Annotated in this window: 28 protein-coding genes; 12 read left to right on the top strand and 16 right to left on the bottom strand. The window is 69.8% G+C overall.

Going from position 1 to position 25843, the window contains the following annotated elements:
• Position 1 precedes the first annotated feature (1 nt).
• Complete coding sequence (locus PGB27_RS11175; RefSeq protein ID WP_274200440.1) at positions 2-382, bottom strand: trypco2 family protein; 381 nt, start codon at positions 380-382, stop codon at positions 2-4.
• Between the two features lie 83 nt (positions 383-465).
• On the opposite strand from PGB27_RS11175, the gene PGB27_RS11170 reads away from it, so the two are divergent.
• Positions 466-1143, top strand: a complete 678-nt coding sequence (locus tag PGB27_RS11170; RefSeq protein WP_274200439.1) for a DUF899 domain-containing protein — start codon at positions 466-468, stop codon at positions 1141-1143.
• Positions 1144-1153: 10 nt separating this feature from the next.
• On the opposite strand, the gene PGB27_RS11165 is transcribed toward PGB27_RS11170, so the two are convergent.
• The 7 genes from PGB27_RS11165 to PGB27_RS11135 form a co-directional block, all read right to left on the bottom strand.
• Complete coding sequence (locus PGB27_RS11165; protein WP_274200438.1) at positions 1154-1570, bottom strand: hypothetical protein; 417 nt, start codon at positions 1568-1570, stop codon at positions 1154-1156.
• Between the two features lie 828 nt (positions 1571-2398).
• Entirely contained in the window at positions 2399-2842 is a 444-nt protein-coding gene (locus tag PGB27_RS11160; protein ID WP_274200437.1) for a hypothetical protein, read from the bottom strand.
• Between the two features lie 160 nt (positions 2843-3002).
• The gene (locus PGB27_RS11155; protein WP_274200436.1) at positions 3003-3746 is read right to left on the bottom strand and encodes a GAF and ANTAR domain-containing protein; all 744 of its coding nucleotides are present in this window, start codon (positions 3744-3746) and stop codon (positions 3003-3005) included.
• Between the two features lie 536 nt (positions 3747-4282).
• Positions 4283-4525, bottom strand: coding sequence for a hypothetical protein (locus PGB27_RS11150; RefSeq protein WP_274200435.1), 243 nt, complete (start codon positions 4523-4525; stop codon positions 4283-4285).
• A 158-nt stretch (positions 4526-4683) separates the two neighbouring features.
• Complete coding sequence (locus PGB27_RS11145; protein ID WP_274200434.1) at positions 4684-5424, bottom strand: GAF and ANTAR domain-containing protein; 741 nt, start codon at positions 5422-5424, stop codon at positions 4684-4686.
• A gap of 417 nt (positions 5425-5841) precedes the next feature.
• The gene (locus PGB27_RS11140; protein ID WP_274200433.1) at positions 5842-6141 is read right to left on the bottom strand and encodes a hypothetical protein; all 300 of its coding nucleotides are present in this window, start codon (positions 6139-6141) and stop codon (positions 5842-5844) included.
• A 677-nt stretch (positions 6142-6818) separates the two neighbouring features.
• Positions 6819-7409, bottom strand: a complete 591-nt coding sequence (locus PGB27_RS11135) for a hypothetical protein (RefSeq protein WP_274200432.1) — start codon at positions 7407-7409, stop codon at positions 6819-6821.
• 1007 nt (positions 7410-8416) lie between these two features.
• Between PGB27_RS11135 and PGB27_RS11130 the strand changes: the two genes are divergently transcribed.
• From PGB27_RS11130 to PGB27_RS11120, 3 genes are all read left to right on the top strand, one after another.
• Positions 8417-9712, top strand: a complete 1296-nt coding sequence (locus tag PGB27_RS11130) for a hypothetical protein (RefSeq protein ID WP_274200431.1) — start codon at positions 8417-8419, stop codon at positions 9710-9712.
• Between the two features lie 75 nt (positions 9713-9787).
• The gene (locus tag PGB27_RS11125; protein ID WP_274200430.1) at positions 9788-10423 is read left to right on the top strand and encodes a hypothetical protein; all 636 of its coding nucleotides are present in this window, start codon (positions 9788-9790) and stop codon (positions 10421-10423) included.
• A gap of 575 nt (positions 10424-10998) precedes the next feature.
• Positions 10999-11625 carry a hypothetical protein gene (locus PGB27_RS11120; protein WP_274200429.1) on the top strand — a complete coding sequence of 209 codons (627 nt, stop codon included), beginning with the start codon at positions 10999-11001 and terminating at the stop codon, positions 11623-11625.
• Between the two features lie 103 nt (positions 11626-11728).
• Here PGB27_RS11120 and PGB27_RS11115 read toward each other — a convergent pair whose 3' ends face one another.
• The 4 genes from PGB27_RS11115 to PGB27_RS11100 form a co-directional block, all read right to left on the bottom strand.
• Positions 11729-12928 carry a hypothetical protein gene (locus PGB27_RS11115; protein ID WP_274200428.1) on the bottom strand — a complete coding sequence of 400 codons (1200 nt, stop codon included), beginning with the start codon at positions 12926-12928 and terminating at the stop codon, positions 11729-11731.
• 91 nt (positions 12929-13019) lie between these two features.
• Entirely contained in the window at positions 13020-13871 is an 852-nt protein-coding gene (locus PGB27_RS11110; protein WP_274200427.1) for a hypothetical protein, read from the bottom strand.
• A gap of 112 nt (positions 13872-13983) precedes the next feature.
• Positions 13984-14463 (bottom strand): NUDIX domain-containing protein, encoded by a 480-nt coding sequence (locus PGB27_RS11105; RefSeq protein WP_274200426.1) that lies wholly within the window; start codon positions 14461-14463, stop codon positions 13984-13986.
• Between the two features lie 33 nt (positions 14464-14496).
• Complete coding sequence (locus PGB27_RS11100) at positions 14497-15717, bottom strand: helix-turn-helix domain-containing protein (protein WP_274200425.1); 1221 nt, start codon at positions 15715-15717, stop codon at positions 14497-14499.
• Between the two features lie 134 nt (positions 15718-15851).
• Here PGB27_RS11100 and PGB27_RS11095 point away from each other — a divergent pair, with 134 nt between their 5' ends.
• Genes PGB27_RS11095 through PGB27_RS11065 form a run of 7 tightly spaced genes read left to right on the top strand, consistent with a single transcriptional unit; the run spans position 15852 to position 19822 of the window.
• Complete coding sequence (locus tag PGB27_RS11095; RefSeq protein ID WP_274200424.1) at positions 15852-16262, top strand: hypothetical protein; 411 nt, start codon at positions 15852-15854, stop codon at positions 16260-16262.
• A 32-nt stretch (positions 16263-16294) separates the two neighbouring features.
• On the top strand, positions 16295-16540 hold the full coding sequence (locus PGB27_RS11090) for a hypothetical protein (protein ID WP_274200423.1): 246 nt from the start codon (positions 16295-16297) through the stop codon (positions 16538-16540).
• On the top strand, positions 16537-17790 hold the full coding sequence (locus PGB27_RS11085) for a hypothetical protein (protein WP_274200422.1): 1254 nt from the start codon (positions 16537-16539) through the stop codon (positions 17788-17790). The genes PGB27_RS11090 and PGB27_RS11085 overlap by 4 nt, the downstream gene beginning before the upstream one ends.
• On the top strand, positions 17787-18008 hold the full coding sequence (locus PGB27_RS11080; RefSeq protein ID WP_274200421.1) for a hypothetical protein: 222 nt from the start codon (positions 17787-17789) through the stop codon (positions 18006-18008). Before PGB27_RS11085 ends, PGB27_RS11080 begins: the two co-directional genes overlap by 4 nt.
• The gene (locus PGB27_RS11075; RefSeq protein ID WP_274200420.1) at positions 18008-18217 is read left to right on the top strand and encodes a hypothetical protein; all 210 of its coding nucleotides are present in this window, start codon (positions 18008-18010) and stop codon (positions 18215-18217) included. Before PGB27_RS11080 ends, PGB27_RS11075 begins: the two co-directional genes overlap by 1 nt.
• Position 18218: 1 nt before the next feature.
• Positions 18219-18434 (top strand): helix-turn-helix transcriptional regulator, encoded by a 216-nt coding sequence (locus PGB27_RS11070; protein WP_274200419.1) that lies wholly within the window; start codon positions 18219-18221, stop codon positions 18432-18434.
• A complete protein-coding gene (locus PGB27_RS11065) occupies positions 18431-19822 on the top strand; it encodes a tyrosine-type recombinase/integrase (protein ID WP_274200418.1) in 1392 nt (463 codons plus the stop codon). Before PGB27_RS11070 ends, PGB27_RS11065 begins: the two co-directional genes overlap by 4 nt.
• Positions 19823-19966: 144 nt before the next feature.
• On the opposite strand, the gene PGB27_RS11060 is transcribed toward PGB27_RS11065, so the two are convergent.
• From PGB27_RS11060 to mshA, 3 genes are all read right to left on the bottom strand, one after another.
• Entirely contained in the window at positions 19967-21553 is a 1587-nt protein-coding gene (locus PGB27_RS11060; protein WP_274200417.1) for an AMP-binding protein, read from the bottom strand.
• Positions 21554-21843: 290 nt separating this feature from the next.
• A complete protein-coding gene (locus PGB27_RS11055) occupies positions 21844-22389 on the bottom strand; it encodes a type III secretion system chaperone family protein (RefSeq protein WP_274200416.1) in 546 nt (181 codons plus the stop codon).
• Positions 22386-23675 (bottom strand): D-inositol-3-phosphate glycosyltransferase, encoded by a 1290-nt coding sequence (mshA, locus tag PGB27_RS11050; protein WP_274200612.1) that lies wholly within the window; start codon positions 23673-23675, stop codon positions 22386-22388. Before mshA ends, PGB27_RS11055 begins: the two co-directional genes overlap by 4 nt.
• A 168-nt stretch (positions 23676-23843) precedes the next feature.
• Between mshA and PGB27_RS11045 the strand changes: the two genes are divergently transcribed.
• On the top strand, positions 23844-24614 hold the full coding sequence (locus tag PGB27_RS11045; protein ID WP_274200415.1) for an SDR family NAD(P)-dependent oxidoreductase: 771 nt from the start codon (positions 23844-23846) through the stop codon (positions 24612-24614).
• Between the two features lie 9 nt (positions 24615-24623).
• On the opposite strand, the gene PGB27_RS11040 is transcribed toward PGB27_RS11045, so the two are convergent.
• Entirely contained in the window at positions 24624-25775 is a 1152-nt protein-coding gene (locus PGB27_RS11040; protein ID WP_274200414.1) for a L,D-transpeptidase, read from the bottom strand.
• Between the last annotated feature and the right edge of the window lie 68 nt (positions 25776-25843).

Raw genomic sequence — 25843 nt, 5'->3', positions numbered from 1 at the left:
GTCAGGGCGCGTGCTCCGGCAGCGTCCCGGCGATGGCGGGGCCGACGACGCCCGCCGCGGTCTCCCCGCCCGTCTCGGCGTCGACGGTCCCGTCGCGCTCGTCGGCGTCGGGCAGCACCGGCCCGAGGGTGAGGGTGATGCGGTGGGTGTCGGACCGCTCGCGCTCGCCGCGCCCGGACACGTCCCCGGAGAGCACGAACCACTTCGCGCCCACCGAGCCCTCGGCCTCCCGCCGCCTTCGCACCTCGACGGCGAGCTCGATCTCGACCTCGCGCACCCCGAGGCCGTAGCCCTCGCCGGGGCGCCCGCGCGCGGCCACGAGGTCGCGCCGCAGGGCCAGCAGCACCTCGTCGAGACCGAGCCCCTCGTCCTCCTCGCTCATGACCCTGACGCTAGCCGGGCACCCCGACAGCGCCCGCCCCGATTCCTTGACAGAACCAGTAAGTCCTCTTCTAGGATCGTTCCATGGACCTCACGGCACGCCCCGTCGTCTCCGCCGCCGAGTGGGAGCAGGCCCACCGGGAGATGCTCGTGCGCGAGAAGGAGCTCACCCGCGCGCGCGACGCGCTCGCCGCGGCGCGGCGCCGCATGCCCATGGTCAAGCTGGAGAAGGACTACGTGCTCCGGGGTCCCGACGGCCCGGTCCGGCTCGTCGACGTCTTCGAGGGACGCCACCAGCTCGTCGCCTACAAGTTCATGTGGCACGACCCGGAGAGCCCCTGCGAGGGCTGCTCCCTGTTCGTGGACCAGTTCGGGCACCCCGCGCACCTCCACGCCCGCGACGTCACACGCGCGGTGATCAGCTCGGGACCGCTGGAGGAGACGCTGCCCTACCGCGAGCGGATGGGCTGGACGACGCCCTGGTACTCGTCGGCCGGCAGCGACCTGTACGCCGACCTGGGCCTCGGCGACGGCTTCGCCCTCAACGTCTTCCTGCGCGACGGCGAGGACGTCTACCGCACGTACATGATCGAGGGTCGCGGCACCGAGGCCCTGGGCAGCGTGTGGTCCTTCCTCGACCTGACGCCGTTCGGCCGCCAGGAGACCTGGGAGGACGCGCCGGCCGGCACGCCGCAGTCCGACCCCTACGTCTGGTGGCGTCGCCACGACGAGTACGAGACGGCGGGCGCAGCCGCCCGCTGACCGACGCGGCTCACTCGCCGTCGACCACCGGCAGGGGTGCGGTGTCGCCGCGGCGCTCCTCGGGCACCGGCTCGGGGTCGGTGGACGGCAGCCAGAGCGCGAGACCCGCCACGACGATCACCGCGAACACCACGCCCACCCCGAGGTAGACCAGGGCGGAGGCGACGGTCGGATCCCCGGCGACGAGGTGGGTCAGGCCCGCCTCGGCCGAGGCCGCCAGCAGGAACTGCCGCGTCCGGCGGGCGGCGTGCGGGAGCGCGAGCAGCAGCCCGCCCTGCGCGCCGACGAGCAGCAGGGTCGGCACCACCGCGAGCGCGGTCGCCCCCGCGAGCAGCATCGTCGCCGCGACCCCCAGGGCCGCGACCGCCGCCGCCCCCGTCACGGCGGCGGTCACCCCCGGCGCGCTGCCGTCCCCACCGCGGTCCACGTCCCCACGGTACGAGCGAGCCGAGCCGCCCGAGGCCCCGCCGACCACATGGGGGGGAGGGTGGTCGGCGGGGTCCGGGCGGACGACCGCGGGCGGCCGCGCCGAGCCGCGAGGCGCAGCGTCGCGGCTCGTGTCCACCGTGCTCCGGCCGTCAGATGTTCGTCAAGCGGTCAGCGCTTTCGGTCTCGGTACAGACGCTCAGGACGGGCCGCGGCGGCCCGGAGGTGCCGTCCGAAGGAGTCGCCGGAGCGCCGTGCGGCGCGCGCGATGTCCGACAGCGCCTCGAGGTCCTGGTCGCGCAACCACGCCGAGAGGGGGGTGGGCCTCTCCGGCGGCTCGTCGGCAAGAGCGTCCATCAGGTCGCGGTCGGGCCACATCCGGTCCCCTGCACAGCGAGTGACGAGGGTCCGGCGGGACGAGGGGCCGCGGTGCGGGACTGCGGAGACCCGGGTCGCTGCGGACCCCGGAACGGTCGCCGGCACGCGGGCTGAACCGAGCGCTCCGCCACCGATGGTGCACCACCGTCCGGGACGCGGGAAGGTCCCGGGCGCACCGTCACCGGCACGCCGACCCCCCGAGGCGCCACTGCAGGACGTGCAGGGGCTCGTCCAGGTGACGTTCCCGACCACGAGGTCGAGGTCCTCGTACGCCACGTGCCGGGCCGACAATGATGTCCCTCGGCCGGCGCGAGCGGATCCGTCGTGGAGGTTGTGGCGGGCGCTCGTGCTGGGCCGCCCGCCGGAGCTGGTTCCGGGGTGCCCGGACGCCGAGCGACCCGACGCCGGCCGCCGGACGAAGGGCTCGAGGCTGCGACGCCGGTCCTCGGTGTCACTGCCGGGGCGGCAGACCCCACCGGGCGCGGAGCCGTCGGCTCTCGTCCCGCTCGGTCTCGGCGAGATCGCGGGCCCGCCGGGCGTCCTCGCGCGTGTCGTCGGGATCGACGGTGCGGCACGTGGCCGCCATCTGCTCGCGCGTCGCCGCGATCTCGTCGAGCGTCCTGGCGACGTCGTCCGAGGTGTCGGCGAGACGACGCGCCAGGGCTCGGCCACCGCGGGCGTGCGGGTCCGTCACCGCGACGTCGTCGCAGAGCCGCCGCCGGAGCACCGCGTCGGTGTCGGCGCTGACGGAGACCGGGGCGCGCTCGTCGCGCGCGAGCTCCCGGTGGAGGCGAATCTGCTCGCTGCGCTCGTGCGCGGCGTCGGCGGCGGCGTTCGCGGCGGGCGCGCGGTCGAGGGCATCGGCCGCTGCGCGCGGCCGGGGGATGTGCGGCATCGGTGCCGTCCTCGTGGATGTCGAATCTGTCGCGAGCCGGCGCGCAGGTGGACCGGTCGGCGCTTCCGCCCCTGGCAGGCGGCCTGGACCTCGGTGGGATCAGTGTGGGGTGTCGTCGAGCGCAGCCCGGACCCGGGCCGCGAGTGCGCGGGGCCCTGTGTCAACGGCCGCGCCCGGTGCTGCTGTCGGGTCGTGCGGCGCGGGACTGGTCGGTGGTCAGCCAGCGGGCCACCTCGGTGAGCTTGAGGTTGGTGTCCTGGGAGGACTTGACCAGCATCTGGAACGCGGCCTCGTCGTCGACCGCGAAGCGCTCCATGAGGATGCCCTTGGCCTGCCCGATCAGGTCGCGGCTGTCCACGGCCTTCTGCAGGTGCGTGGCGTGGTGGGCGCCGTAGAGCAGCAGGGCGGCCTGCGCCCCGAACAGCCCCGCCAGGGTCTGGCTGTGCTCGTCGAACGCGTTCGCCGACCGCGAGTACAGGTTCAGCGCCGCCCGCACGCCGCCGTCGGTGCTCAGCTGCGTCGACATGAGCCCGTGGTAGCCGGCCTCGACCGCATGGGGTCCATATCGCGGCCACCGTTGCGCGTCGTCGCCGGCGAAGTCCTGGGCGATGACCATCCCGGTCGGCGGCGGATCCTCGATCGCCTCGATGCACGGGCCCTCCCGCAGCTGGGACTGGGTCTCGTCGAGCTTGCGGATGGACTCGGTCGTGGGGCAGCGGGTCTCGATGCGGCCGTGCTCGGTCATCGAGATGCTGCCGGCGTCGACGGCCGGGATGGTGTTCACGGCCTCGTCCACGATCTGGGCGAGGGTCTCCTCGAGGTCGCGGATGCTGCGCTTCTCGGCCATGGAGCGGGCGGCGGTGCGCAGGGCGAGGACGAGCTGCTCGCTCTGGACGGTGTCCACGTGCGGGCCCCACCTTCGGTCGGTGTCGGGGGACCCGGGGCCACCACACCTCGACGGTGAGCCAGCACAGCAGAGCCGAAGCGTCATGCACTGAGCTCTGCCCCACACCGCGACCGGTGACGAAGGATGCACATGAAGAACGGGGCCGCCGGGACCACAGCCACCTGAGCGGAGCTGCGTCCCGAGTCCGAATGCGGTCCGCTGCGTCGACCCGTGCCCTGACCCTACCGCGAGTCGTCCGGCCTGTCCGGACGCCGTCGAGTTGCGGCAGCGTCACGACCCCTCACGGGGACCTCCCGACGGACCTCGCCGTCAGGCCGGAGGCGTCGCGGCGCTTGTCGGCGACGCTAGGCCGGTGCGTTCTCCCGAGTGCGGAGGTCCTGGTGCAGGACCTCGGACGTTCTTGGGCTGCGCAGCTTCCACCTGCAGCAACGCGCTTCCACGGCGTACTTGAGGGCGGCTCTGTTCCGTGGTGGTCCCGTGAAGCGCGCCGTTCAGCCCCAACGATCGCCTGCGGCTACCGACCGGCCGCGGACTCAGCCGCGGAGGGGAACGTCGGTGCCCGCGGGCGCGCCGTACGAGTCGGCGATCTTGTTCAGCTCGCTCTGGTAGTACAGCGAGACCAGTCCGAAGACGAAGCAGAGCAGCAGGCCGACGCCGGCGCTGCAGGTCGGGCGCAGGCCGGCGGCGCGCTGGGCGTTGGCGATGCGGTTGCCGGTGTTGTAGAGCGACACCAGCGGGGCCACGATCGTCCAGCTCAGGAAGAGCAGCACCAGCATCGGTCCGGCGACCGGGACGACGCGGCGCCGGTCGAGCCCCGGGCGACCTTGTGGAGGCTCAGTCCACGTTCCGCGCGACGGAGTGCGAGCCACGTGCGAAGGGTTCACATGTTGGTGCGCCCTGTCTGCGGCGATCCTGCGCCTCGCAGGGTCCGGTGTCAGGCCTCGGTGGGCGGGTCGGCGGGTGCCTGGCTGCGCCTGGCTGCTTCCTCCTGGAGGAACCGCGCGACGTCGACGAGCTTGATGTTGGTGTCCTGGGAGGAGCGCACCAGCATCTGGAAGGCCTGTGCGTCGTCCACGGCGAACCGCTCCATCAGGATGCCTTTGGCCTGGCCGATGACGTCGCGGCTGTCGAGGGCTCGTTGCAGGTGGGCGGCCTGCTCGCTGCCGTAGAGCAGGACGGCGGCCTGCACACCGAACAGCCCGGCGGTCAGCCGGGCGTCGAGGTCGAACGCGTGCGGTTTGGCGGCGTACAGGTTGAGTGCGGCCTGGATGCCTTCCTGGGTCGAGAGTCGGGTCGAGAGGATGGCCCGGTACCCGGCCTCGACGGCCTGTGGAGCGAACCGGGGCCAACGCTGCGCGTCCGCGCCGTCGAGGTCCTGGGCGACGATCACGCCGTCGTCGGGGAGTTCGGTGATGACGTCGACGCAGGGGCCTTCTGCCAGCTCGGTCTGCAGCTGGTCGAGCTTGGTCACCGCTTCGGAACTCGGACCGCGGGACGTGACGTTGCGGTCCTCGGTGATGGTGATCCCGCCGGCATCGACGCAGCGCATGGTCTCGACCGCGGCGCGGACGATCTCGCCGAGAGTCTGGTCGACGTCACGCAGGGTGTGGGTCGATTCCAGTTGCTCGGCGGCTCGCCGCAGCGACACCACCAGCTCGTGCTCGTAGGAATTCATGGATGCTGCTGGCACCTCCACCGCGCGCGATGTGCACGGTCACTGCCGCACCGGCTCGTTGCGTGCGGTCCAACGGAACGAGCGGCATGCACGGCGTTCCGCCTTCGTCGAGTGGTGTCGACCAAGGATGCACATGACAGGTCCAGCTGGCGGATGTTCCGGACGCGCTTGCTCACCGTCCGGCGTGAGGTCGACCGCCGTGGTGTCGACAGTCCACCTCCGACCGTAACTGCTCGGCTACTGGGCGCGGAAGCCGACGCCGTCGCCGATGGATGACCTCTCGGAGCGAGAGGTCGGCGCGTGGTCGACGACGGCCCCGCCCCCGCGGCCTGGACCACGGCAGACGAGGCCGCCCCGGGCGCCGGCTGCTCTGCTGAACCGCACCGACTCCACGGTCACATCCTCGGTCGTGCGCAATCAAGTCGTGTGGTCGTCGACGCTCTCCGTCCCTGGTTCGGGTGCGCCGCGTGCCGCGCTCACTGCCTGGGTGAGGTGCGGCCGGATGGCTCTGAGCGATGCCGATGGCTGGTGTGGATCGTTGCCCGCGCAAGCGCCGAGCAGGTCATCGAGTCGCTCGAGCAGGACCGCGACTTCCTCGGTCAGCGTTCGCGGTCCAGGGCTTTGTCCCACTCGGTCGACCGTCGCCAACCGGCCCGCGTCGAGCGCGGCAGCTGCTTCCCGGACAGCGATCGCGGCGTTCGTCTCGAAATCGCTCATCGAGTGAGGATCGCAGCACCGCGAACGCGCCAGGGCCCCGATTCCCCTGTCAGGGCGGCGGACCGTCTCGGGTCTCTCCCTCGGCGGCGCGCGCTCCGCCCTGCAGGGCCGCTCGTGCGGGCGCAGCGCCCCTGCCGTCGATGGCCCGTCGCCCGACCCGGACTGCACGACGATCCGCTGGCGGTCCGGCTCGTTCCCGGCGACGCGCACGGTGAGGGACCGACAACGCCTCAGAGAGAGCTCACAACGGACATTCGCCGTTTTGTGGCAGGTCAGAGGCGTTGTGGCGCTGGTCAGCGACCCTAGGCGTTGGCCGTCTCGCGGGCGCGGAGGTCCTTGCGCAGGACCTCAGACGATCTTGGTTCGCGCCGCCCCTGCCAGCGAAAACAGGCTTTCGTGGGGCTCATGATCGCGTCGCCGTTCCGTGGTGGTTCCGTAGCCCGCACCGATGTGTCGCTGTCGACCACCGTCATCGCCGGTTACACGCGGACGTCTCTGCTCGTGCTGGCCAGCCCGGTCTCCACGCGCGACCAGCGCGCGGCCACCGCGTTGAGCGCCAGCTGCACACGCGTCGCGGTCGGCAGTCGCACCGCCACGTCGGTAGTGGGTGCCCAACGGTAGCGGCCGCAGTACCGGCAGCGGGTGACTTCGAAGTCTCTACCTTAACTGGGCAGGACTCACTCGGACGGCGAATAGGAGTTAAGTGCCTCACGAATCACGCGGCCAGTTTCAATGAAGTCTCCGATTGCAACACCAAAAGGATTAATTGCGACCAGCCCAAAGTAGTCGTCCAGAACGAAGAGGAGAGCGATAAGAATGGCGACGCTCAAGGCGGCCCATTTGACCTTCAACGTGACCAGCGCCCGCGCACGTTCCTGCTCGACTTCTCGTGCCCTCTTCTCGGCACCTGGCAGCTCCTGTTCTACCCCCCTCTTCAACAAGACAAAAGGGTCCGATTCGCCAATCTCTCCATAGACGGGCCGCTTAAGTTCTCGGCCGATCTTCGTGAACGGCTCGCCCCCACTGACCTCAACGCTCCATTGCGGGAATCGCCTGTCGCCGTCATCGCAGCTGACGTAGGTAATCCCGCGCTTCTCGAGAAAATACTTGCGTCCGACTGGAATTCTGGGGATCAAACCACGGCGAGATGCCACGCGCCAGACAGCTTCACAGGTCCAGTCATCCGCACGATGAGTCTCGCCTTCGACAAATTCGGAGCCGTTGACACGGCCTGCCAGCCAGTCCTCAAGGAGAACGCTTGGCAGCACAGGGAGTCTCCTGTAGCGCTCCTTCGCCGAGATTCTTTCCTGGATGATGTCCCGTTGGAGTTCAGAGCTACACTTCGAGCAATACCAAGAGCCCTTGTGTTCGTAGCCATGCGCGTAACACATCGCGGCTGTAAGGCACCCGCGGCACATCCGAAGTGCCAACGTTCCGCAAGGGCAGATTCCGACGGCCGCTGTACCCGAGACACCCTGGTAGCGGGTAGCGCAGTATCCCTCAATCGGAGTGTTTGTAGCAAGGTCCAAGTCCACGACAACTCGGGACGAACACTCGAAGAACCCGGGCGCCAGTTCTTGGCGCGCCGACCCTCCGCACTTCGGGCAACCCATGAAGCTGACGCCCCCCTTCGCTACGAGCGCATCGAGCAGAGTCACAGGAGTGTTACGCCCCGACCGTGCAAATCGCCAAGCCTGCGCCTCGGGGTCTCTCCCTCGGCGGCGCGGGCTCTGCCCTGCCGGGCCGCTCGTGCGGGTGCAAGCGCCCCGATCCTCGATGACGGGTGTGGGGCCGGTTGTCGGGCGCTTGCGGCTGTGCGGGCGGTCTGGCAGCCCTTGGGAGCGTCGTCGTGGGTGAGGCCCCGTCCCGACCACCCGCACTCCCTCGACGGCTCGGTTGCTGGTAGGGGCTCTCCTGAGGTCGGTGCCCTGGTCCAGGGCGGAGCGCCTGGCCGCCGGAGGCCGAGCCTCGTCCTGCTCCTGGTCGCCGCCGTGGCCCAGGTCGTCGCTATCGCTGTCGTGGTGGCTGGCCCGGGGGCCGGCCGCGCGGCACGGGACGAAGTCAGGAGTGAGAGCGTGGCCGGCCCGGAAGGGCCGGCCATCGCCGGCGCGTCAGCGCCGGCTCTGACCGTTGGTGGTGCCAGGTGAGCGCGCGGATTCTCGGTAAAGGGGTAACAGCTCTTCGACCGGGACGGCGCCGCCGCGAGGACCACACCCCGAACCGTCGCGGTCCGGGGCGTGCTGGTGGTGCGGGCAAGGGTGCCGAGTCCGTCGAGATGAAGCGCCAGGAGCGTTTCCAGGCTCGTCGCCGGGACCGCTGGGCCCGCCGTCGCCAGCTGCGGCCGATCTCGTCGTTGAGGCGGGTGCAGCAGTGCGGGCACAAGATCGGCGGCCCCGACAGCGGCCCGACACTGGGGGTGATCACGAACAAGGACGGCACCCGCTCGGCGGCCTATGGCGGGCTGAAGCACTGCGGGTCGGTGTGGGCGTGTCCGGTGTGCGCGGTCAAGGTCGCCACCCGTCGGGCCGACGACCTGACCGCGGTGATGCGCGCGGTCCACGAGCGGTGCGGGTCGGCGTTCATGCTCACTTTGACGATGCGCCACGCGCGTGGCGACCGTCTCGGCCTCTCGACTGCCGATCGGCGCCGGCGGGACCTGCTCGAGGAGCGCCGCGCGGACCGTGAGGTCGCGGAGGCGAACGGGTGGGACGTCGACGAGCGGGCCGCGGAGGCCGAGGAGATCGAGCTTGCCGGCATCAAGGCCAAGGAGGGCTGCTGGGACGTGCTCGGATACGCCTGGGCCGCGGTGACGTCCGGCTCGACGTGGGTGAAGGACTCCGCCCTGTTCGGTGGTCTGCTGGGGTGGGCGCGGGTTGTGGAGGTCACCGACGGCGCCAACGGTTGGCACGTCCACGTTCACGCGCTGCTGTGCTTCGCCGACGACGTGTCCGCCGAGCTCGTCGCCGCTGGCGTCGGGGCGCGCATGTTCGGCCGCTGGCGCCGCGCGCTGGAACGCAAGGGCTTCGACGCCTCCGACGAGCACGGCTGGGACCTGCGCAAGGCCCACCTCGGCGAAGGCGACCTGGCCGACTACTTCACCAAGATGGCCCACGAAGTCACCGGCGCCACGAGCAAGCACGGCCGCAGCCACGGTGGCCGCACACCCATGCAGCTCCTCGCGGAGGCTGTCGACACCTATCGCGCCGACGACCTGGCCCGCTGGTGGGAGTGGGAAGAGGCGTCCGACGGTCGACGCCAACTCACCTGGTCACGCGGCGGCCGAGACCTTCGGCACCTCGCGGGCCTCGGGCGCGAGTCAACCGACGATGAGATCGCCGACGAGGATCAGGAGGCGGACGCCCGCCTAACCCTGAGCGCGGACGCCTGGGATTGGCTCGTGACCAGTCACCGGGAGGCCGAGCTGCTCGACACGGCTGAGCGTCGGGGCCTCGCAGACGCCGAAGCATGGCTTCGAAGCAATGGCCTGGTGATCGGCATCAGCCTTCCGCGACCAGCCCGCGCTCAACGCCAGGAGACATCCGCCAATCCGCGACGGGCCCGATCCACGTAGCGATGTAGGACCTCGACACGCGTTCGTGGGGACTAGCCTGGTAACGCTCAAGCCCCAGACGGCCGACTACTCGTCGTGCCCGAAGCAAGCAAGGCCCGCACTGAAACCACGACGGTGACCACGACCGAGGACGAAGAGGGGAGTGAGCGCGTAATGCCGCCGGCTGCAGAACCGGCGTCGCCGTGGGTACCAATCTTACTCGGTGTCTACCTCCTGATTGTGGCCGTCCTTAGCGGGCGTCTGCTGATCGACGTGTGGGCGCGCAACTTCGCTCTATACCGCTCGCTTCTCGGGACCGAGTCTCTCACCGGCAGCCAGGTTGCAGTAGTCACTCCGCTTACGTACACGGTGGTGGGGGGCGTCTTCGGGGCTGTCATCGTATCCTTCCAAGGTTTGCATCTTCATGCCGCAGTGCGGCGCAATTTTCAGACTTCGTACGGAGGCTCCTATCTCGTCGGCCCATGGGTAGCCGCGTTGATCGCGCTCGCGGCATACGCCCTCGTCAAAGGCGGGCTACTTGTGTTCTCGGGCGGAGACACATCCAACGCTTCTTCTACGAGCTCGAACTGGGCATTTCTTTCGCTCGGAATTTTAACAGGATTCTCCTGGCTGAAGGTATTGCAGAAGCTCAACAGTCTTGCTGACCAGTTCTTTGCCGTAGGACGACCACCGCAGTCAGGGCCGCCTGCAGGTACTTCCGATACGCAGTGAAGAGTCGCCCCAACGATAGAGAGCTAGGCAACAACGACATGGCAGACCTAACCTTCCTAACCGTCCTTCGAGCGTCGTCCGCTTGCCGGCTCGACAGGGGCGAAGAGATCCGCCTCATTGGATCCGAAGAACGTGGAACTACTAGCATCGTTCTGCGCACGCGCTACCGACCTACGGAATCTGGGTCCGAGGTACACCGCGAACTCTGGCTAGAAGTGACTGGGCCCGGCGAGTCGCTAGACGAAGCAATCCCTCGGCACACCGACATGGCTAATACTGCCGTGTCGATCTTGACTGTCGCAACAAATGCCGGGGTTGATCCGCTTGAAGTCGAGTTGGCATTTGACGTGTCTCCAGATCGAGACGAACATGAGTTCTTCCAGAACGCGATCACAGAAGAGATAGGTCTACCTCGGGTGAACCGTCACCCTGACCCCGAGGCCTACCAAGAACTCTTCCGACACTTGATCTCAAGCCCTTCGCGGGACCGATTGTTCCGAGCGTGCGGGCAATACCAACTCGCTGTTCAGCATTTTCGCCCGGGAAGCCAAATTCTCGCTCTGGCTCACCTTTACATGGCAATGGAGACCCTCACTCCAATCGCCAAAAGCGCAACTATTGAGGACGCCGGAACGCAGCCAGAGTTACTCGCGCGCTGGAACATCGACGTAACGTCGCTGGACCCTGAAATTCGCCGCCGAGTCCTCTTTCAGGGAAACGACCAAGCCTACCGCGAGGCCAAGAAAGCCAGTGACGGCTTCGAGCATGGATACTTGGATTTTGAGACCATCAAGCAATACTCTGCAACGCACCATACAGCGGTCGCGCACTACGTGCGGAACGCAATAATTCAATTCTCGGGCCTCGCCGATCCGCTGGCGTCCCGACTACTTAGCCCTAGATTTTCGAGGCCGCTCCCATCGATCCCGATGGCCAAGTACGTGCGCGGAGTACTTCACGGAGATGTTTCCAAGCTCGCACAGGAGGACATGGCTTACCCGTACGTGCGAGTAGAGACAATCGTCAAGTCAGCGTCATACTCTGATGCAACAGTAGACGTAACTCCCGAGTTCCGGGTGACACCTGTGGTCGGCGAGGGCATCACGGCTCGGGACCTCAATTTCGAGGTGTGGGGCCCCGACACCGCAACGTACGAGCCACCCGGCCAAGGTATTGGCGAAGTCGAGGCCCCAAAGGCGTAGCGCCCTTCGCAGCGCCCGTCGACGTGGCGGCTGACCGAGTGGGTCTATGACGGGCCACTCTGCTGGGTTCCACCCGCCGAAGACTTATGAACGGCACGCACCGTCAGTGGTCACGATCGCCACGGATTAACCGACCAATCTCGGCGGCAATCTCGGCGTCATACGAAGGCGCTGGCTTCGCGTCTACTTTTTTCAGGCCCATAAGGTCAAATACAAGCACGGTGAGATTCACCAGAAGTCGATGTATCTCAGAGCTGCCTACGACTTTCGCGTGCAAACCCTTATTTGAGGCAGCGTCCAGACTATTTACCCGCGTTCCCACATCAACGAGATTGGCGAGTAGGATCGCGGATTCCGTGCTCGAGGTCATCTGCTCCTCGATGTACGCCCACAACCTGTTGCGATACTTGTCCTCCGAAACATTGCGACCGTCCACTGTCTCGGGGCGAGCTGGATAAAGGGCGTCGGCGAGGCGCTCCAAGAGACGCCTACATGAAAGAGCGACCTGCGCAAGCTGCTCCGGGCCCGTGTGCTGCTCCATGGCGATGAGTGCGGCGTCGTACACCTCGATCAAATCTGGGTCGATCATCCGGGCGCGAAGGTATATGTCGGCGACCACCCCGGAGAGCAAGCTCCCCAATACCCTATCGACCCTGGCCGTCTTCTGCGCGTACTCCAAGCTTCTCTTGTCGATAATCGATAAGTCTTGATATCCGGAGCTTCCGAACCCGATCGATATTTGGGGCTCCGAGCAAAGATAGTCGCGCAACTCGGCCAACCACGCATGATCTCGGTTGTCCTCGCCAGCAACTTCAGGGTCTTGATCCGCGCTATACAGGAGGGAAACCGAATTGCGATGGATGCGATAGCTTAATGGAAGCGCCGCCGCGTAGAAGACCCACGGTCTCGGCAGTTCCTGTCTCACCTGAAGGGCCCCGAGATAGCCCGAATCCTCTTTAAGTAGCTCGTCGACCCGGATCGCATCGTCCAAGGAGAGCCCATCGATAAGCTCGACCGATACCCGACGATCCGTCAACTGTATAAGGTAAGGGTGAGGGTCGTCGCTCAGCGTCTTCCACGCTGACGCACCGTTCAATAGGTCCTCCGCTAAGGCATACGCGACGTGTTCTTCGACTCTCAAACGGTCAACAGCAGGTATACCGGACCGAATAGTGACGTGCCTTCGATAGGCTGGCACCGCTTCGACTATCGCTAAGACGCAGGAAGCCTCAATCACCCGAAGTGGCGGCGTATAGGGACGACGGGGAGTCTCATCCTCGTCGAAATGATAGGCGACGAGCACCGGATCACTCCTCATACGTTTCGGGCGACGCCGTTCGCCGGCCTGACACCACCTGCGCGCTGGCTTTCGGACGGGTGGCTCTGACCTCTAATCAGTCGGAGTCGAGTCGCCTGACAATATTCGCGAGCAGAATAGTGGTGTCTGCTGCGATCCCAGCCTCCCGACGATCCGGGGTCTCCTTGTGTTTTATTAGGTGGGCGGCCGCGACCGCCCTCTTCGCTAGCCCGCGTAACTCTTCGTTCGCTTCGCCCGGCATTGCACACTCAATCACCCTGTCGAGCCGAGTTTTCGATTTCGATACCGGCGGCTCTGACTCACCGTCACGGAGATGGCGATCAACGCTATAAGCCGTGCGGCTCAGGGCCTCAAGCACTCCGACGCAGTGCGTACCCACGGCGCGGTAGTCTTGGATTGTTACACTCGAACGAAATCGACGTCGAAGTTCTTTGATCTCTTCGTCTACTCTCGGCCAGCCGGTGACGTTGCGGGGTGACGCCGGCTCGGCCAGCTCGTCGAAACTCAGCTCCTCGAGACCATCAAGCGTTAGTCGTACGGGCTCCAATAGTTCGTGCACCATGTCCCGTCTCGCTTGCCAACTCCCGTAGCCACCGTTCTTGTTCCAATAGGTTCGAAAACGCTCGAAGTCTCGGAAGGGAAGCCTAGGAGTGTCGATATTTAGCCTGGCGAGTACCGCGTACATCGTCTTGATGACTATTTCGATCTGCCGATTCTCGAGGCGGTGGGACCCGTCGGTGCCGTAGCCAGTTAATTCGTCGCTGACCAGCTCAACTAGTCCTTGAGCGACAGCGACGTCATCTCGACCCTTTACGGCACCCGCACGAAGTCGGTCGAGCATCTGTTCATCGAGGGTCTCGACCGTATCCCAAGCATCAGCACGCTGCAGCCCGGAGTTGGTTTCAGTAAAGAAGTCCTGGGCTCGCACTCCCCGCCTCCGGGTTCATCCATCTTTCGCACGAATTTGCCGCACGCCACTTCATGCTTGCAGGTCTGCCACCGTCAACCACTAGCGACCGGACGCTCGAAGCCAGTACTCCCTACCTCACGGACGACTCAATCTCCATGGGGATACCGTTCTCGAGGTAGACAGTCGGAGTAGAGCCTCGATTGGTGACCGAGCGAATCCGACGTGCGAGACGCGGAATGAGGAGCTGATCGAAATTGCCTGCGTCGACCCAATCCCACCGATCGATTTCACTGCCGTCGAGCCGGATTCGCTCCTCGTCGACCCCCAAGAGGCCGCAATCGAAGATGAATAGTAACTTGTCGCCCTCCCGTTCGTGGGGCGCCCAATCGATGGCGGCAAGACTAAGCGGCGCCCGATCGATACCGAGCTCCTCCAAGACCTCGCGCCGGCAGGCGGCCGCCGGAGACTCGCCGCGCTCGACGTACCCGCCAGGGAGGTCCCAGGTGTCCTTATACGTCGGGTGCACGAGGAGGACCCGACCGTCGGAGGCGACGAAGAGCGCGCCCGCAGCGACTCGGGGCGTAGCGAAGCTGTCCTCTGGCGACGACATGGCGCCGAGAGTACGGGCCCAGGCTGGGCCGGTTCAGGCGGCGAGCCGGAGGCGGTGGGCGAGGGCGCCGAGCTCGGCGCTCACGGCGCCGCGAGGGTTCTTCATCCAGGACAGGACGAGCTGGCGGCTGATGAAGTGGTGGCGGACCTGCTCGGGCGCCAGGCGCTCGGCGCCGAGGACGGTCGCCAGCGCCTCGTCCCGGCGATTGGACGTCGACAGCACGCGGGCCGTCTCGAGGGCGTGGCGGACGCGGCGCTCGGTTGGTAGGGCCGAGGTGTCGATCTGCGGACCGAGGTCAATTGCGACCTGGACATCGCCCAGCTCCATCGCCGTTGCGACGCGGTGGATCGCGACGTTCGTGGGGCCGAAGGCGGTCCAGAGATGATTGCCGTCGGCGCCGAGATAGCGGGCGGCGCGCTGGGCGTGCTCGAGGAAGTCACGCGTCAGGCTGCGGTCCTCCATCCGCGAGGAGGCCATCGCGCCGGCGAGGAACAGTGACCCATACACCGACCACAGGCCGGCGTCGGCCGAGCCGAGGGACTCGCTGAGGTAGTCCGACCCGTCGGCGGTGAGCCGTGCGGCAGCGTCGTACCGGCCGGTCGCGAGCAGGGAGTGGACGACCGAACGGAACAGCGACCCCATCACCGTGAGGTCGCCGGCGCGCTGGGCCGCGGTCAGGCCGCGGTCGGCGGCCATCCATGCCAGGTCGCACTCCCCGAGCTTGGTCAGGGTCGACGCCGATACCTGGTACGACAGGGCCAGCAGCGCGTGTGCGCGCTCGAGCTCGGCGCCCTCGTGGGTGTCCACGGCCAGCAGTGCGTCCGCCAGCAGCAGCGGAGTCCGCGCGGTGACGAAGCCGAAGCGGGCGGCTTGGTAGGCGTTGAACACGTCGGCCACGTCGCGCTCGAGGTGCGCGATGGCGGGCGGCTCAGCCGTGTTCCCGGCGCGGCGCAGGATCGGGTTGAGCTGGCGGTAGTCCATCAGCGCCGTGCGCAGCGCCGTGACGGTGGCGGTGCCGCTGTCGGCAGTCCAGTCCAGGAAGGTCGGCTCGCCAAGTAGGTCGCCCAGGGAGACGTCGAGGACGTCGGCGAACTTCCGGATCACCGAGAGCCGGTCCAGCTCGGCCCGGTTGTTCTCGATCTTACTAAGCCAGTCCTCGGTGCGCCCGACGAGACCGGCGACTACTTCCTGGGAGAGTCCGCGGCGTCGGCGGTAGAACGCCACTCGTTCGCCGATGGTCAGTGACTCGGTCATCCCGCGCATGGCAAGACCGTCCTTCCGCCCAGCTCGACGACCCCGGAATTTTCTTCCGGGTCGATCGCTCGGACCGCCCTGACGGTAGAGGCACACCCCGACACGCGGGTGCCGATTCCGCCAGGAGAACCCCGATGTACGAGCTGAACGCCCCCATCAACGCCGCCCGGATGAAGACCGTCGCCACCGGCTACAGCCAGCAGCTCGAGCGCTGGGAGGACGGGCCCACGGGCCGGCGCAGCACCGGCCTCCCGCTGCTCGACGACGCCACCGGCGCGCCCATCACCATCCACGACGTCATGCTCCCGACCGGCCGCGACGGCCGCCTCGAGCTGCACGGCGTCCGCGTCATCGGCCACGAGGTCCCCGACCTCGAGCCCTACACCGAAGTCGAGCTCGAAGACCTCAACGCCCGGGTCCGGCCGGCGCGCAACGGCGCCAAGGGCATTGAGGTGTCCTTCTCCGCCAGCGCCATCCGCCCCGCCACGGGCACCGACAGCCGATCGGCGCGGAAGCACACCGGCGACGAGACGGCGGCCGCGTGATGGCCGCCCCCGCCCGCCCTCCTCGTTCGCGGGTGCAGGTCCGCACCGCGGCCCTGCTCGACGAGCTGGTCCTGACCTGCCGCGCCGCCAACTGCGTCGAGCAGTGGACCCCCGCCCCCATCAGCGACGACTCCGGCGACGGCGTCGTGCAGCTCTCCCTCGAGCGCTGCCCCGCCTGCGGCTCCTCGACCTGGGAGGTCACCCAGGTCCAAGTCGCCGCCTCCCCCTCCCGCGCCCGCCGCCGGGCGGCCCGCACCCACCGGAGCAGCCGGCCATGACCACCACAAGAACCCTCGACCGCACTCGCCCACCCGCCGCCGGGCACCGGCGCGCACCGGGCTTCATCAGCCGGTGGCGGGCCCGCCGCGCTCAACGCGACGCGTGGGCCGCGCACCACCTGTTTGCCCAGGGCATCACCGCCGAGTTCCGCGAAGCCTGCACCGCCCTGCGGCTGTGCCAGTACGTCTCCGTCGCTGCCGGGCTCACCGTGCGCACCCCGCGCGTCGGCGCGGTCCACGGCGGGCCGCCCATCACGCTGACCGTGGAGCTGATGGCCGGCCAGGAACCCGCCGACTTCACCAGCAAGGAGAACGGGCCCCGCCTCGCGCACTCCCTCGGCGGCCACGGCCTCCGGGTCGAGCCCCTGGCCGGGCGCTGGGTCCGGCTCACCGTGCTCAACCACGACCCGCTGCGCGACGGCTTCGGCCTGCCCTCGCTCGCTGTCGCATCTGGATCGGAGCCGGTGATCCTCGGGCGCACCGAGGACGGCATCACCCTCGGCCACGCCCTCACCGACGCTGGCCACCTCGCCGCCCAAGGCCAGAACGGCTCGGGCAAGTCGGTGCTCTGCTATGGGCTGCTCTCCCAGCTCGCCGCCGCTCCCGACGTGCTCGTCGCCGGCTCGGACATCACCGGGCTGCTGCTCGGCCGGGCCTGGGACGGCACCGCCCACCGGGCCCATCAGGTCGTCGGCACCGGCGACATCGCCGCGCACGCGGTACTGCTCGAGGACCTGGTCGCCGAGATGGACCGCCGGCTCGCCACCATCCCGCCACGCCACGACAAGATCGAACCGTCACCGGCCACCCCGACGGTGCTTGTGGTGCTCGAGGAGTTCCCCGGCCTGCTCCGCGCCGCCGACGGGCTCCCGAAGCCCAAGCGCGGCGAGGGCGTGCCGACCGGCGACCGCATCCGCTCGGCAGTCCTCCGCCTCCTGAGCGAGGGCCGCAAGGCCGCGTTCCGGGTCCTGATGCTCGCCCAGCGCTTCGAAGCGACCGCCGTCGGCGGCGGCTACGCCCGCGACCAGTTCGCCCTCCGACTCTCGTTCCGGGTGCCGGCCGACAGCCTGGAGATGCTCCACGGCAGCGACGCCCGGCCGCTCGGTCCGGAGCACGCCAACGCCGCTCCCGGTATCGCGTACCTGTCGGGGCTCGGCCGCGACTGCGAGCGCATCCGCGTCCCCTACCTCGGCGAGTACGGCGACTACGTCGACCGCATCCAAGCCCACGGACGGCGGGCCGCGTCGTGAACCTCATTGCCATCGTCATCATCGCCGGCCTCGTCACCGCCCTGCTGGTCAAGAGCCACAAGGCCGCCCCCGCGCTCGTCTCCGGCGTCGTGACCCTCGTGCTGCTCTTCGCGGCCTTCCCGACCCTCGGGCCCGCGGTGTCCAGCAGCGCCGGCGAGTTCGCTCACCAGCTCGGCGCCGCGACCGACCGCGCCGCCGACATCCCCGAGGACGACTGATGACCGGCCGCGAGGACGTCCGCGCTTTCGGCGCGCACATCGACGCCCTTGTCCGGCCGCTGGTCGGGCTCGACCTCGGCCACGACGAGCGCCGCGCCCTGACCGCCGTCGCCTGCCTCGACACCTCCACCGCCCTCGCCGTCGCCGGGCTGCTCCAGCGCGCCCGGCAGGCCCGGCCCCTCCGCACGACCACCACGACAAGGAGCTGACATGACGACCACCAAGCGAGCGCAGTCCGAGCGCGACGAGCTGCTGACCGTCCGCCAGGTCCTCGCCGAGCTGGGCGGGGTCTCGCGGGACACGTTCTACGAGTGGCGTGAGCGCAGGGTAGCGCCGCCGTGCTTCCGCCTCCCGAACGGCCACCTGCGGGTCCGGCGTGGCGACCTGCTCGACTGGCTCGACGCCCACCGGGACGGGGCGGCATGAGCGACGAGAGCACCTTCCAGGTGCAGTTCTGGAACCTGACCAAGCGCACGGGCCGCAGCCGACCGTGGGGCGTGCGCTGGCGGACCGCCGGGCGGGAGCACTCCGAGTGGTACGCCACCAAGGCGCTCGCCGAGTCGTTCCGCTCCGAGCTCGTCCGCGCGGGCCGGGCCGGCGAGGCGTTCGACGTCGCCACCGGGCTCCCGCCGTCGCTGACCCGCAAGCGGGGCGTCGGCACGTTCCTCGAGCTGGCCGTGGCCTACGTCGACCACATCTGGCCGATCGCGCCGCCGAACAGCCGGCGCGCCGCGGTGGTGAACCTGGCCGCGATCACGCCGAAGTTCGTCCGTCCCCTCGAGCACGGCCCCGACGAGACCGACCTCCAACGCCTCGCGAGCACCCACCTCCTGCCGCCGCCACGCCGTGATGAGGCGTTGAGCACGGAGGACCGGGCCGCGGTGTCGTGGCTGCGCCGCGCGTCGCGCCCGGCCACCGACCTCGCCGACTCCCTCGCCCTCGGCGCGCTCCTGCACGACCTCGGCATCGCCGCCGGCGGACGGGCCGTCACCTCCTCCACGCTCGACAAGCGCCGCGCGGTGCTGCACCGGGTCGCTGGCTACGCCGTCGACACCGGCGTGCTAGCCGTCAACCCCGTCACGGGCCGGCGCACGGGGACGGCGCAGGTCACTGGGGGCGTCGACCCGCGGGTGGTGGTGAATCCTGCCCAGGCGCGGCAGCTTCTCGCCGCGGTCACCTACGTGTCCGGGCACCGGCGCACCGAGCGGGACCGTGGCTGGCGGCTGCGGGCGTTCTTCGCCTGCCTGTACTACGCGGGTCTGCGTCCCGGCGAGGCCCAGCAGCTCCGCGACACCGACGCGAAGCTCCCGGCCACGGGCTGGGGCGAGCTGGTCCTCTCCGGGTCGCTGACCGGCGTCTCGGGCGAGCACTACAACGACGGTCTGCGCGACCCGGACGCCCGGCCACTCAAGCGTCGTCGCCGCGAGGCCGTGCGCCGCGTCCCCGCCCCGCCGGCGCTGGTGGCGATCCTGCGGGAGCACCTGGAGCGCTACGGCGTCGCGCCCGACGGCCGGCTGTTCCCGGCGCTGACGACCCGCGGGCGCGTTCGGGAGTCGGTCTACACCCGGACCTGGAAGCAGGCCCGCGAGATCGGCCTGAGCCCGGCTCAGGCGGCCTCACCGCTCGCGGCCCGCCCGTACGACCTCCGGCACGCGGCGCTGTCGTCCTGGCTCAACGCCGGGGTGCCACCCACGGAGGTCGCCGAGCGGGCCGGCCACTCGGTCAAGGTCCTGCTCTCGGTCTACGCCGCGTGCCTCGACGGCGAGCGCGCCGCCTACAACGCCCGCATCCAAGATCTACTCGGCGAGGAGTGAAGATCCGAAATGCAAGATCCGTTCCGTGACTGTTCCGTGGATTCTCCCGACGAACCGCCCACGCCCGCTGAGCCTCACAGAGACTTCACATCGGACATTCGCCGTCGTCGCAGGTCAGAGGCTCGAAACAGCGGGTCAGAGACCCTACGCGTTGGCTGCCTCGCGAGCGCGGAGGTCCTTGCGCAGGATCTTCCCCGACGCCGACTTCGGGATCTGGTCGACGAACTCGACGACGCGGACCTTCTTGTGCGGCGCGATGCGCTCGGCGACGAAGGACATGACGTCGTCACCGGAGAGGTCGGCGCCCTGCTGGAGCACGACGAACGCCTTGGGGATCTCCTCGCCCTCGTCGTCCTTGACCCCGATCACCGCGGCGTCGGCGATGCCGTCGTTCGTCAGCAGCAGCGCCTCGAGCTCGGCCGGCGGGACCTGGTAGCCCTTGTACTTGATCAGCTCCTTGACCCGGTCGACGATGTAGAAGACGCCCTCGTCGGTGACGGTGGCGACGTCGCCGGTGTGCAGGAAGCCGTCGTCGTCCAGGGTCGCGGCCGTCGCCTCGGGGTTGTTGAGGTACTCGCGCATGACGTTGGGGCCGCGGACCCACAGCTCGCCGCGCTCGACGCCCTCCTGCCCGGTCTCGGGGTCGACGAGCTTGCACTCGATGTTCGGCAGCGCGACACCGATCGAGTTGAGGTCCATGTCGGCGCGGTCGTCGGGCATCGCGTGGCTGACCGGGCTGAGCTCGGTCATCCCGTAGCCCTGGAGCACCTTGCAGTTGAGGCGCCGGCCCACGGCGTGGCCGAGCTCGGCGTCGAGCGCGGCGGCGCCGGAGAAGATGACGTCGATGCAGTCGATGTCGTACTGGTCGACCATCGGGTGCTTGGCGAGGGCCACGGCGATCGGCGGGGCGATGTAGACCCGGTCGACGCGGTGCTCCTGGACGATCCGCAGGAACTCCGCGAGGTCGAACTTCGGCATGGTCACCACGGCGGCGCGCGCGTGGATGCCCTGGTTCATCATCACGGTCATGCCGTAGATGTGGAAGAACGGCAGGACGGCGAGGATCCGCGTGTCCGGCGTGACCTCGAAGATCCGCTGGATCTGCACGAGGTTCGCGACGAGGTTGCGGTGGGTCAGCACCACTCCCTTGGCCCGCCCCGTGGTGCCCGACGAGTAGGGCAGCGCGGCCACGTCGTCGCCGGTGACCGTGACCTGCGGGCGCTCCGCGGTCGTCGAGAGCGCGTCGGCCAGCGTGCTCTCAGGCATCGGCGTGGTGGCGTCGTCGCGGGCGTCGTCGAGCAGGATCGTCTCCGCGACCACCACGCCCTCCTCGCGCAGTGCCGCCCGGGCACGGTCGAGGAACGGGGAGATGGTCACGAGGATCTTCGCGCCGGAGTCGCGCAGCTGGAAGGCCAGCTCGTCGGGGGTGTAGAGGGAGTTGACGGTCGTGACCGCCAGGCCGGCGGCGAGCGCGCCGTGGAAGACCACCGGGTAGTACGGGTTGTTCGGCGCGAACAGCGCAAGGACGTCCCCGCGGCCGAGCCCGCGCTCGCCGAGGGCGGCGGCGAAGCGGTCGACCGCGCCCGCCAGCTCGCCGAAGGTCACCTGGCGACCCGAGGGCCCGTCGATGATCGCCACGCGCTCCGCGGCGTCGCCCAGGTCGCCGAACAGGAACTCGGGCAGACCCACGTCGGGGACGTCGACGTCGGCGTACGGGCTGCGGACGATCATCGGGCGAACTCCTCGTCGAGCCGGGGGCGGTGCGCGGACAACCTACCTGCCGGTACGCGGTCGCGCCGAGCCCTGCGTGATCGAGCCGGACGTCCGCGGCGTCCACCAGTCACCCGTTCAGCGGCATGACGACGCCTTGTCCTGTGTGTTGCGTGGTGGGACGCTCAGACTCCAGCAGCCGATTCGACCGCGCGGGTCGGCCCGCGGTCGGTCGTCGCGCGCGAGCGCTCCGAGACGCCCGCCGCCGGCGTCGGATGCCCCCCGTCCCACGCCGGCGGCGAGGCCCTGCTTCAGCTCCCCGTGTTCTCCGCGTTCTCGGTGTTCTCCGTGTTCTCCGTGTCCTTCGTGCCGTCCACCAGGTGCGCGAACGCCGAGAGGTTCGCCAGCGACTCGCCCCGCGACTCCCGCCACGCCCACTCGCGGCGGATCGACGTGGCGAACCCCAGCTCGAGCAGGGTGTTGAAGTCGCCGTCGGCGGCCTCGAGCACCTGCCCGAGCACGCGGTCGACCTCGTCGTCGGTGATCGCGTGCAGCGCGACCCGGCCGACGAGGTGGATGTCGCCCGCCCGGTCGATCGTGTAGTGCACGCCGTACAGCCGGGCGTTGCGCTGCAGGAGGAAGCGGTAGACCTCCTCGAAGTTCTCGTCGGGCCGCCGGCAGACGAACGCCTCGATGAGCAGCGCGTGCGGCGTCAGCACGAGCCAGCAGTGCGTGGCGAGCTTCTTCGTGCCGGGCAGGGTCACGAACAGCCGCCCCGGCCCGCGGCGCAGGTAGGTCAGCTCGCGCTCCTCGAGCGCGGCGACCAGGACCTTCTCGGCCTCCTCGAGATCCGTCACACCGCCACCTCCCGCGCCCGGTCGCGCGCCTGCGCCCGCGACGCCTCGGCGTAGGTGGCGAGCAGCGCGTCGGCGGTGCGGTCCCACGAGAACATCGCGGCGTGCTCGACGGCGCCCGCCGCGAGCCGCTGGCGTTCGGCCTGGTCGAGCGTCACCCGCGCCAGCGCGTCGGCCCAGTGGTCGGGCTCGTGGTCCGCGACGAGCAGCCCCGAGCGCTCGTGCGCGACGGCCGTCGGCAGCCCGCCCACGGCCGCGGCGACCACGGGCGTCCCGCACGCCTGGGCCTCGAGCGCGACGAGGCCGAACGACTCGGAGTGACTGGGGACGGCGACGACGTCGGCGGCCCGGTAGACCGCGGCGAGGTCGTCACCGCCGCGCGGTGGCAGGAAGCGCACGACGTCGGCGATACCCAGCTCCCGCGCGAGCGACACGAGCGACTCCGGCTCGGCGAGGCCGGTCCCCGAGGGCCCGCCGACGACGAGGACGACGAGCCGTCCCCGCAGCTCCGGGCGCTGCGCGATCAACGCGGCGGCCGCGCGCAGCAGCACGTCCGGGGCCTTGAGCGGCTGGATGCGCCCCACGAACGCGAGCGTGAGGGCGTCCGGGGCGAGCCCGAGCGCGGCCCGGGCGGCGTCGCGGTCGCGGGTGGGGGTGAAGGTGCGCAGGTCGACGCCGGGCGCGATGGTGCGCACGCGATCGGGGTCGGCGCCGTAGGCGACGACGAGGTCGTCGGCCTCGGCCTGCGTCGAGGTCACCAGGCGGTCGGACTCCGCGACGACCTGCTCCTCGCCGACCACCCGCGACAGCGGCTCGGGGCGGTCGCCGTCGGCCAGCGACGCGTTCTTGACCTTGGCCAGGGTGTGCGCGGTGTGCACCAGCGGCACGCCCCAGCGGTCGCGGACCAGCCACCCGACCTGGCCGGACAGCCAGTAGTGGCTGTGCACGACGTCGTACCAGCCGGGCTCGTGGCGGGCCTCGTCGCGCAGCACGCCGGCGGTGAACGCGCAGAGCTGGCTCGGCAGGTCCTCCTTGCCCAGCCCGCCGTACGGACCCGCGGTGACGTGCCGGACCAGCACGCCGGGCGCGAGCTCGGCCACCGGCGGCAGGTCCGACGACGTCGCCCGCGTGAAGATCTCGACCTGGACACCGCGCTGGGCCATGCGCCGCGCGGTCTCCACGATGTAGACGTTCATGCCGCCGGCGTCGCCCGTGCCGGGCTGGGCCAGGGGCGAGGTGTGCAGCGAGATGACCGCGACGCGGCGGGGACGCCCGGGATGGTGGCGGATGACCGAATCCGTGCCCCGGGATCGCGGAGCCGCCGGGCCGGCCGATGCCGCTGATGCCGCCGATGCCGTCGTCGCCGCCGGGGTCACGGTGGTCAGCTTAGGTGGGCGGCCGCCGCGGAGCCTCGCCGAACCCGCTGCCGAGCCCGTGGGGTCCTAGGGTGCCGCGGTGTGACCACGCCTCCCGGAACCGACCGCCCCCTCGCCGTCGTCACCGGTGCCAGCTCGGGCATCGGCGCGGCCACCGCCCGCGCGCTCGCCGCCGACGGCTGGCACCCCGTGCTCGGCGCGCGCCGCCTGGAGCGGTGCCGGGAGATCGCCGACGAGGTCGGGGGCACCCCGCTCGCCCTCGACGTCACCGACGCCGACTCGGTCGCGGCGTTCGCGTCGTCGGTGCGCGAGCTGGTCGACGGCGGCGCACGCCTGCGCGGGCTGGTCAACAACGCCGGCGGTGCGCAGGGCACGGAGACGGTCATGGAGGCCGACGAGGACAAGTGGCGCTGGATGTGGGAGTCCAACGTCCTCGGCACCATGCGGATCACCAAGGCGCTGCTGCCGCTGCTCATCGACTCCGGCGACGGGCACGTCGTGACCATCACGTCGATCGCCGGCCTCGAGGTCTACGACGGCGGCTCGGGCTACACGTCGGCCAAGCACGCCGAGGGCGCGCTGCACCGCACCCTGCGCGGCGAGCTGCTCGGGCAGCCGGTGCGGATCACCGAGATCGCGCCGGGCGCGGTGGAGACCGAGTTCTCCCTCGTGCGCTTCGGGGGCGACGAGGACCGCGCGGCGAAGGTCTACGAGGGCATCACGCCGCTGGTCGCCGACGACGTCGCCGAGGTCGTCGCGTTCGCGATGAGCCGGCCGTCGCACGTCAACCTGGACACGATCGTCCTCAAGCCCCGCGACCAGGCCACGGGGATGCGCTTCCATCGGCGGTAGCGCGCCGTCCTACGCCAGCGCCGACATCGACCGCCACTGGTCCCACGGCACGGTCCAGTCGTAGACGTCGCCGTCGCGTGCCGTGTAGTCCACGCCCGAGCCCGTGACCTCGACGGGGTCGCCGTAGAGGGCGGAGTCGAAGTAGGTCCGCGCGTCGGCCGTCGACAGGTTGACGCAGCCATGGGTGACGTTGCTGGACCCTTGCGACCCGACCGAGCCCGGGTTGGCGTGGATGAACTCGCCGTTGTTGCTGATGCGCACGGCCCAGCTCATGACGACGTCGTAGCCGAACTGCGGGCTGACCATCCGCTTGCTCGGGAACTTCTCGGTGACGACGTGGACGCCCGAGCGCGTGGTGCGGTCCGGGTCGGAGTCGAGCCCGTAGCTTGCGGGCACGTCCATCACCTGCTGCCCGTCGCGCTCGACGACCAGGCGGAAGCTGTTGACGTCAGCGCGCACGATCTGCGAGCGCCCGACGCGGAACGAGGTCGTGAGGTCCTCGCGGCCCCAGGCGCCGCCGCCGAACGGGACCCCGAGCAGGTCGGCGCGGACGTCGACCTGCGTGCCGGCCCGCCAGTAGTCCTTGGGCCGCCAGTGCACCCGCGAGCCGCCGTCCTGGTCGGGCAGCCAGGCCCACGACCCTTCGGTGGGCACCGAAGTGCGCACCTGCAGCGCCCGCTCGACCGCCGCCTTGTCCTCGACCGGCGCGGCGAACCGGATGATGATCGGCGCGGCCACGCCCACCTCGCGGCCGTCGCCGATGTTCAGCGTCGCCCGCACCGTCTCGCCGGGCGCGACGGTGCGGAACGAGCCGGTGACCGGCGCGGTGCGCCCGTCCGGCCCGGCGGCCGTGCCGCCCCAGGTGTAGGTGGCGCCGTAGGCCAGGGGGCCGTCGGGCGTCCAGCGCGTGCGGTCGGGCGAGAGCGTGCCCTTCACCGGGCCACCGGGCGACGCCGTGAGCGTCACGTCGGTGAAGGTGCCGCCGGTGGTGGCCGCGACCGCGGCCCGGGGTGTGACGTCGACGGCGCCCGCGGCCGGCTCGACCCGGACGTCCACCGGCGGCGCGGGCGGCGCGGCGGGCGGACCGGATCCGCACGCCGTGAGCACCACCAGCAGCAGCGCGCCCAGCAGCGCCGGCGCGACCCGCAGCGCCCGACCCATACGACCCCCCGACCGTCGTCTCCCCGGCACCGCCATCGTGTCAGGGGGGTCCGACGGTCGCGCGGGAG

Origin of the sequence: Actinomycetospora lemnae (assembly GCF_028737315.1) — a bacterium.
GTDB classification, from domain to species: Bacteria; Actinomycetota; Actinomycetes; order Mycobacteriales; family Pseudonocardiaceae; genus Actinomycetospora; species Actinomycetospora lemnae.
This window is presented reverse-complemented; position numbering and strand designations above follow the sequence as displayed.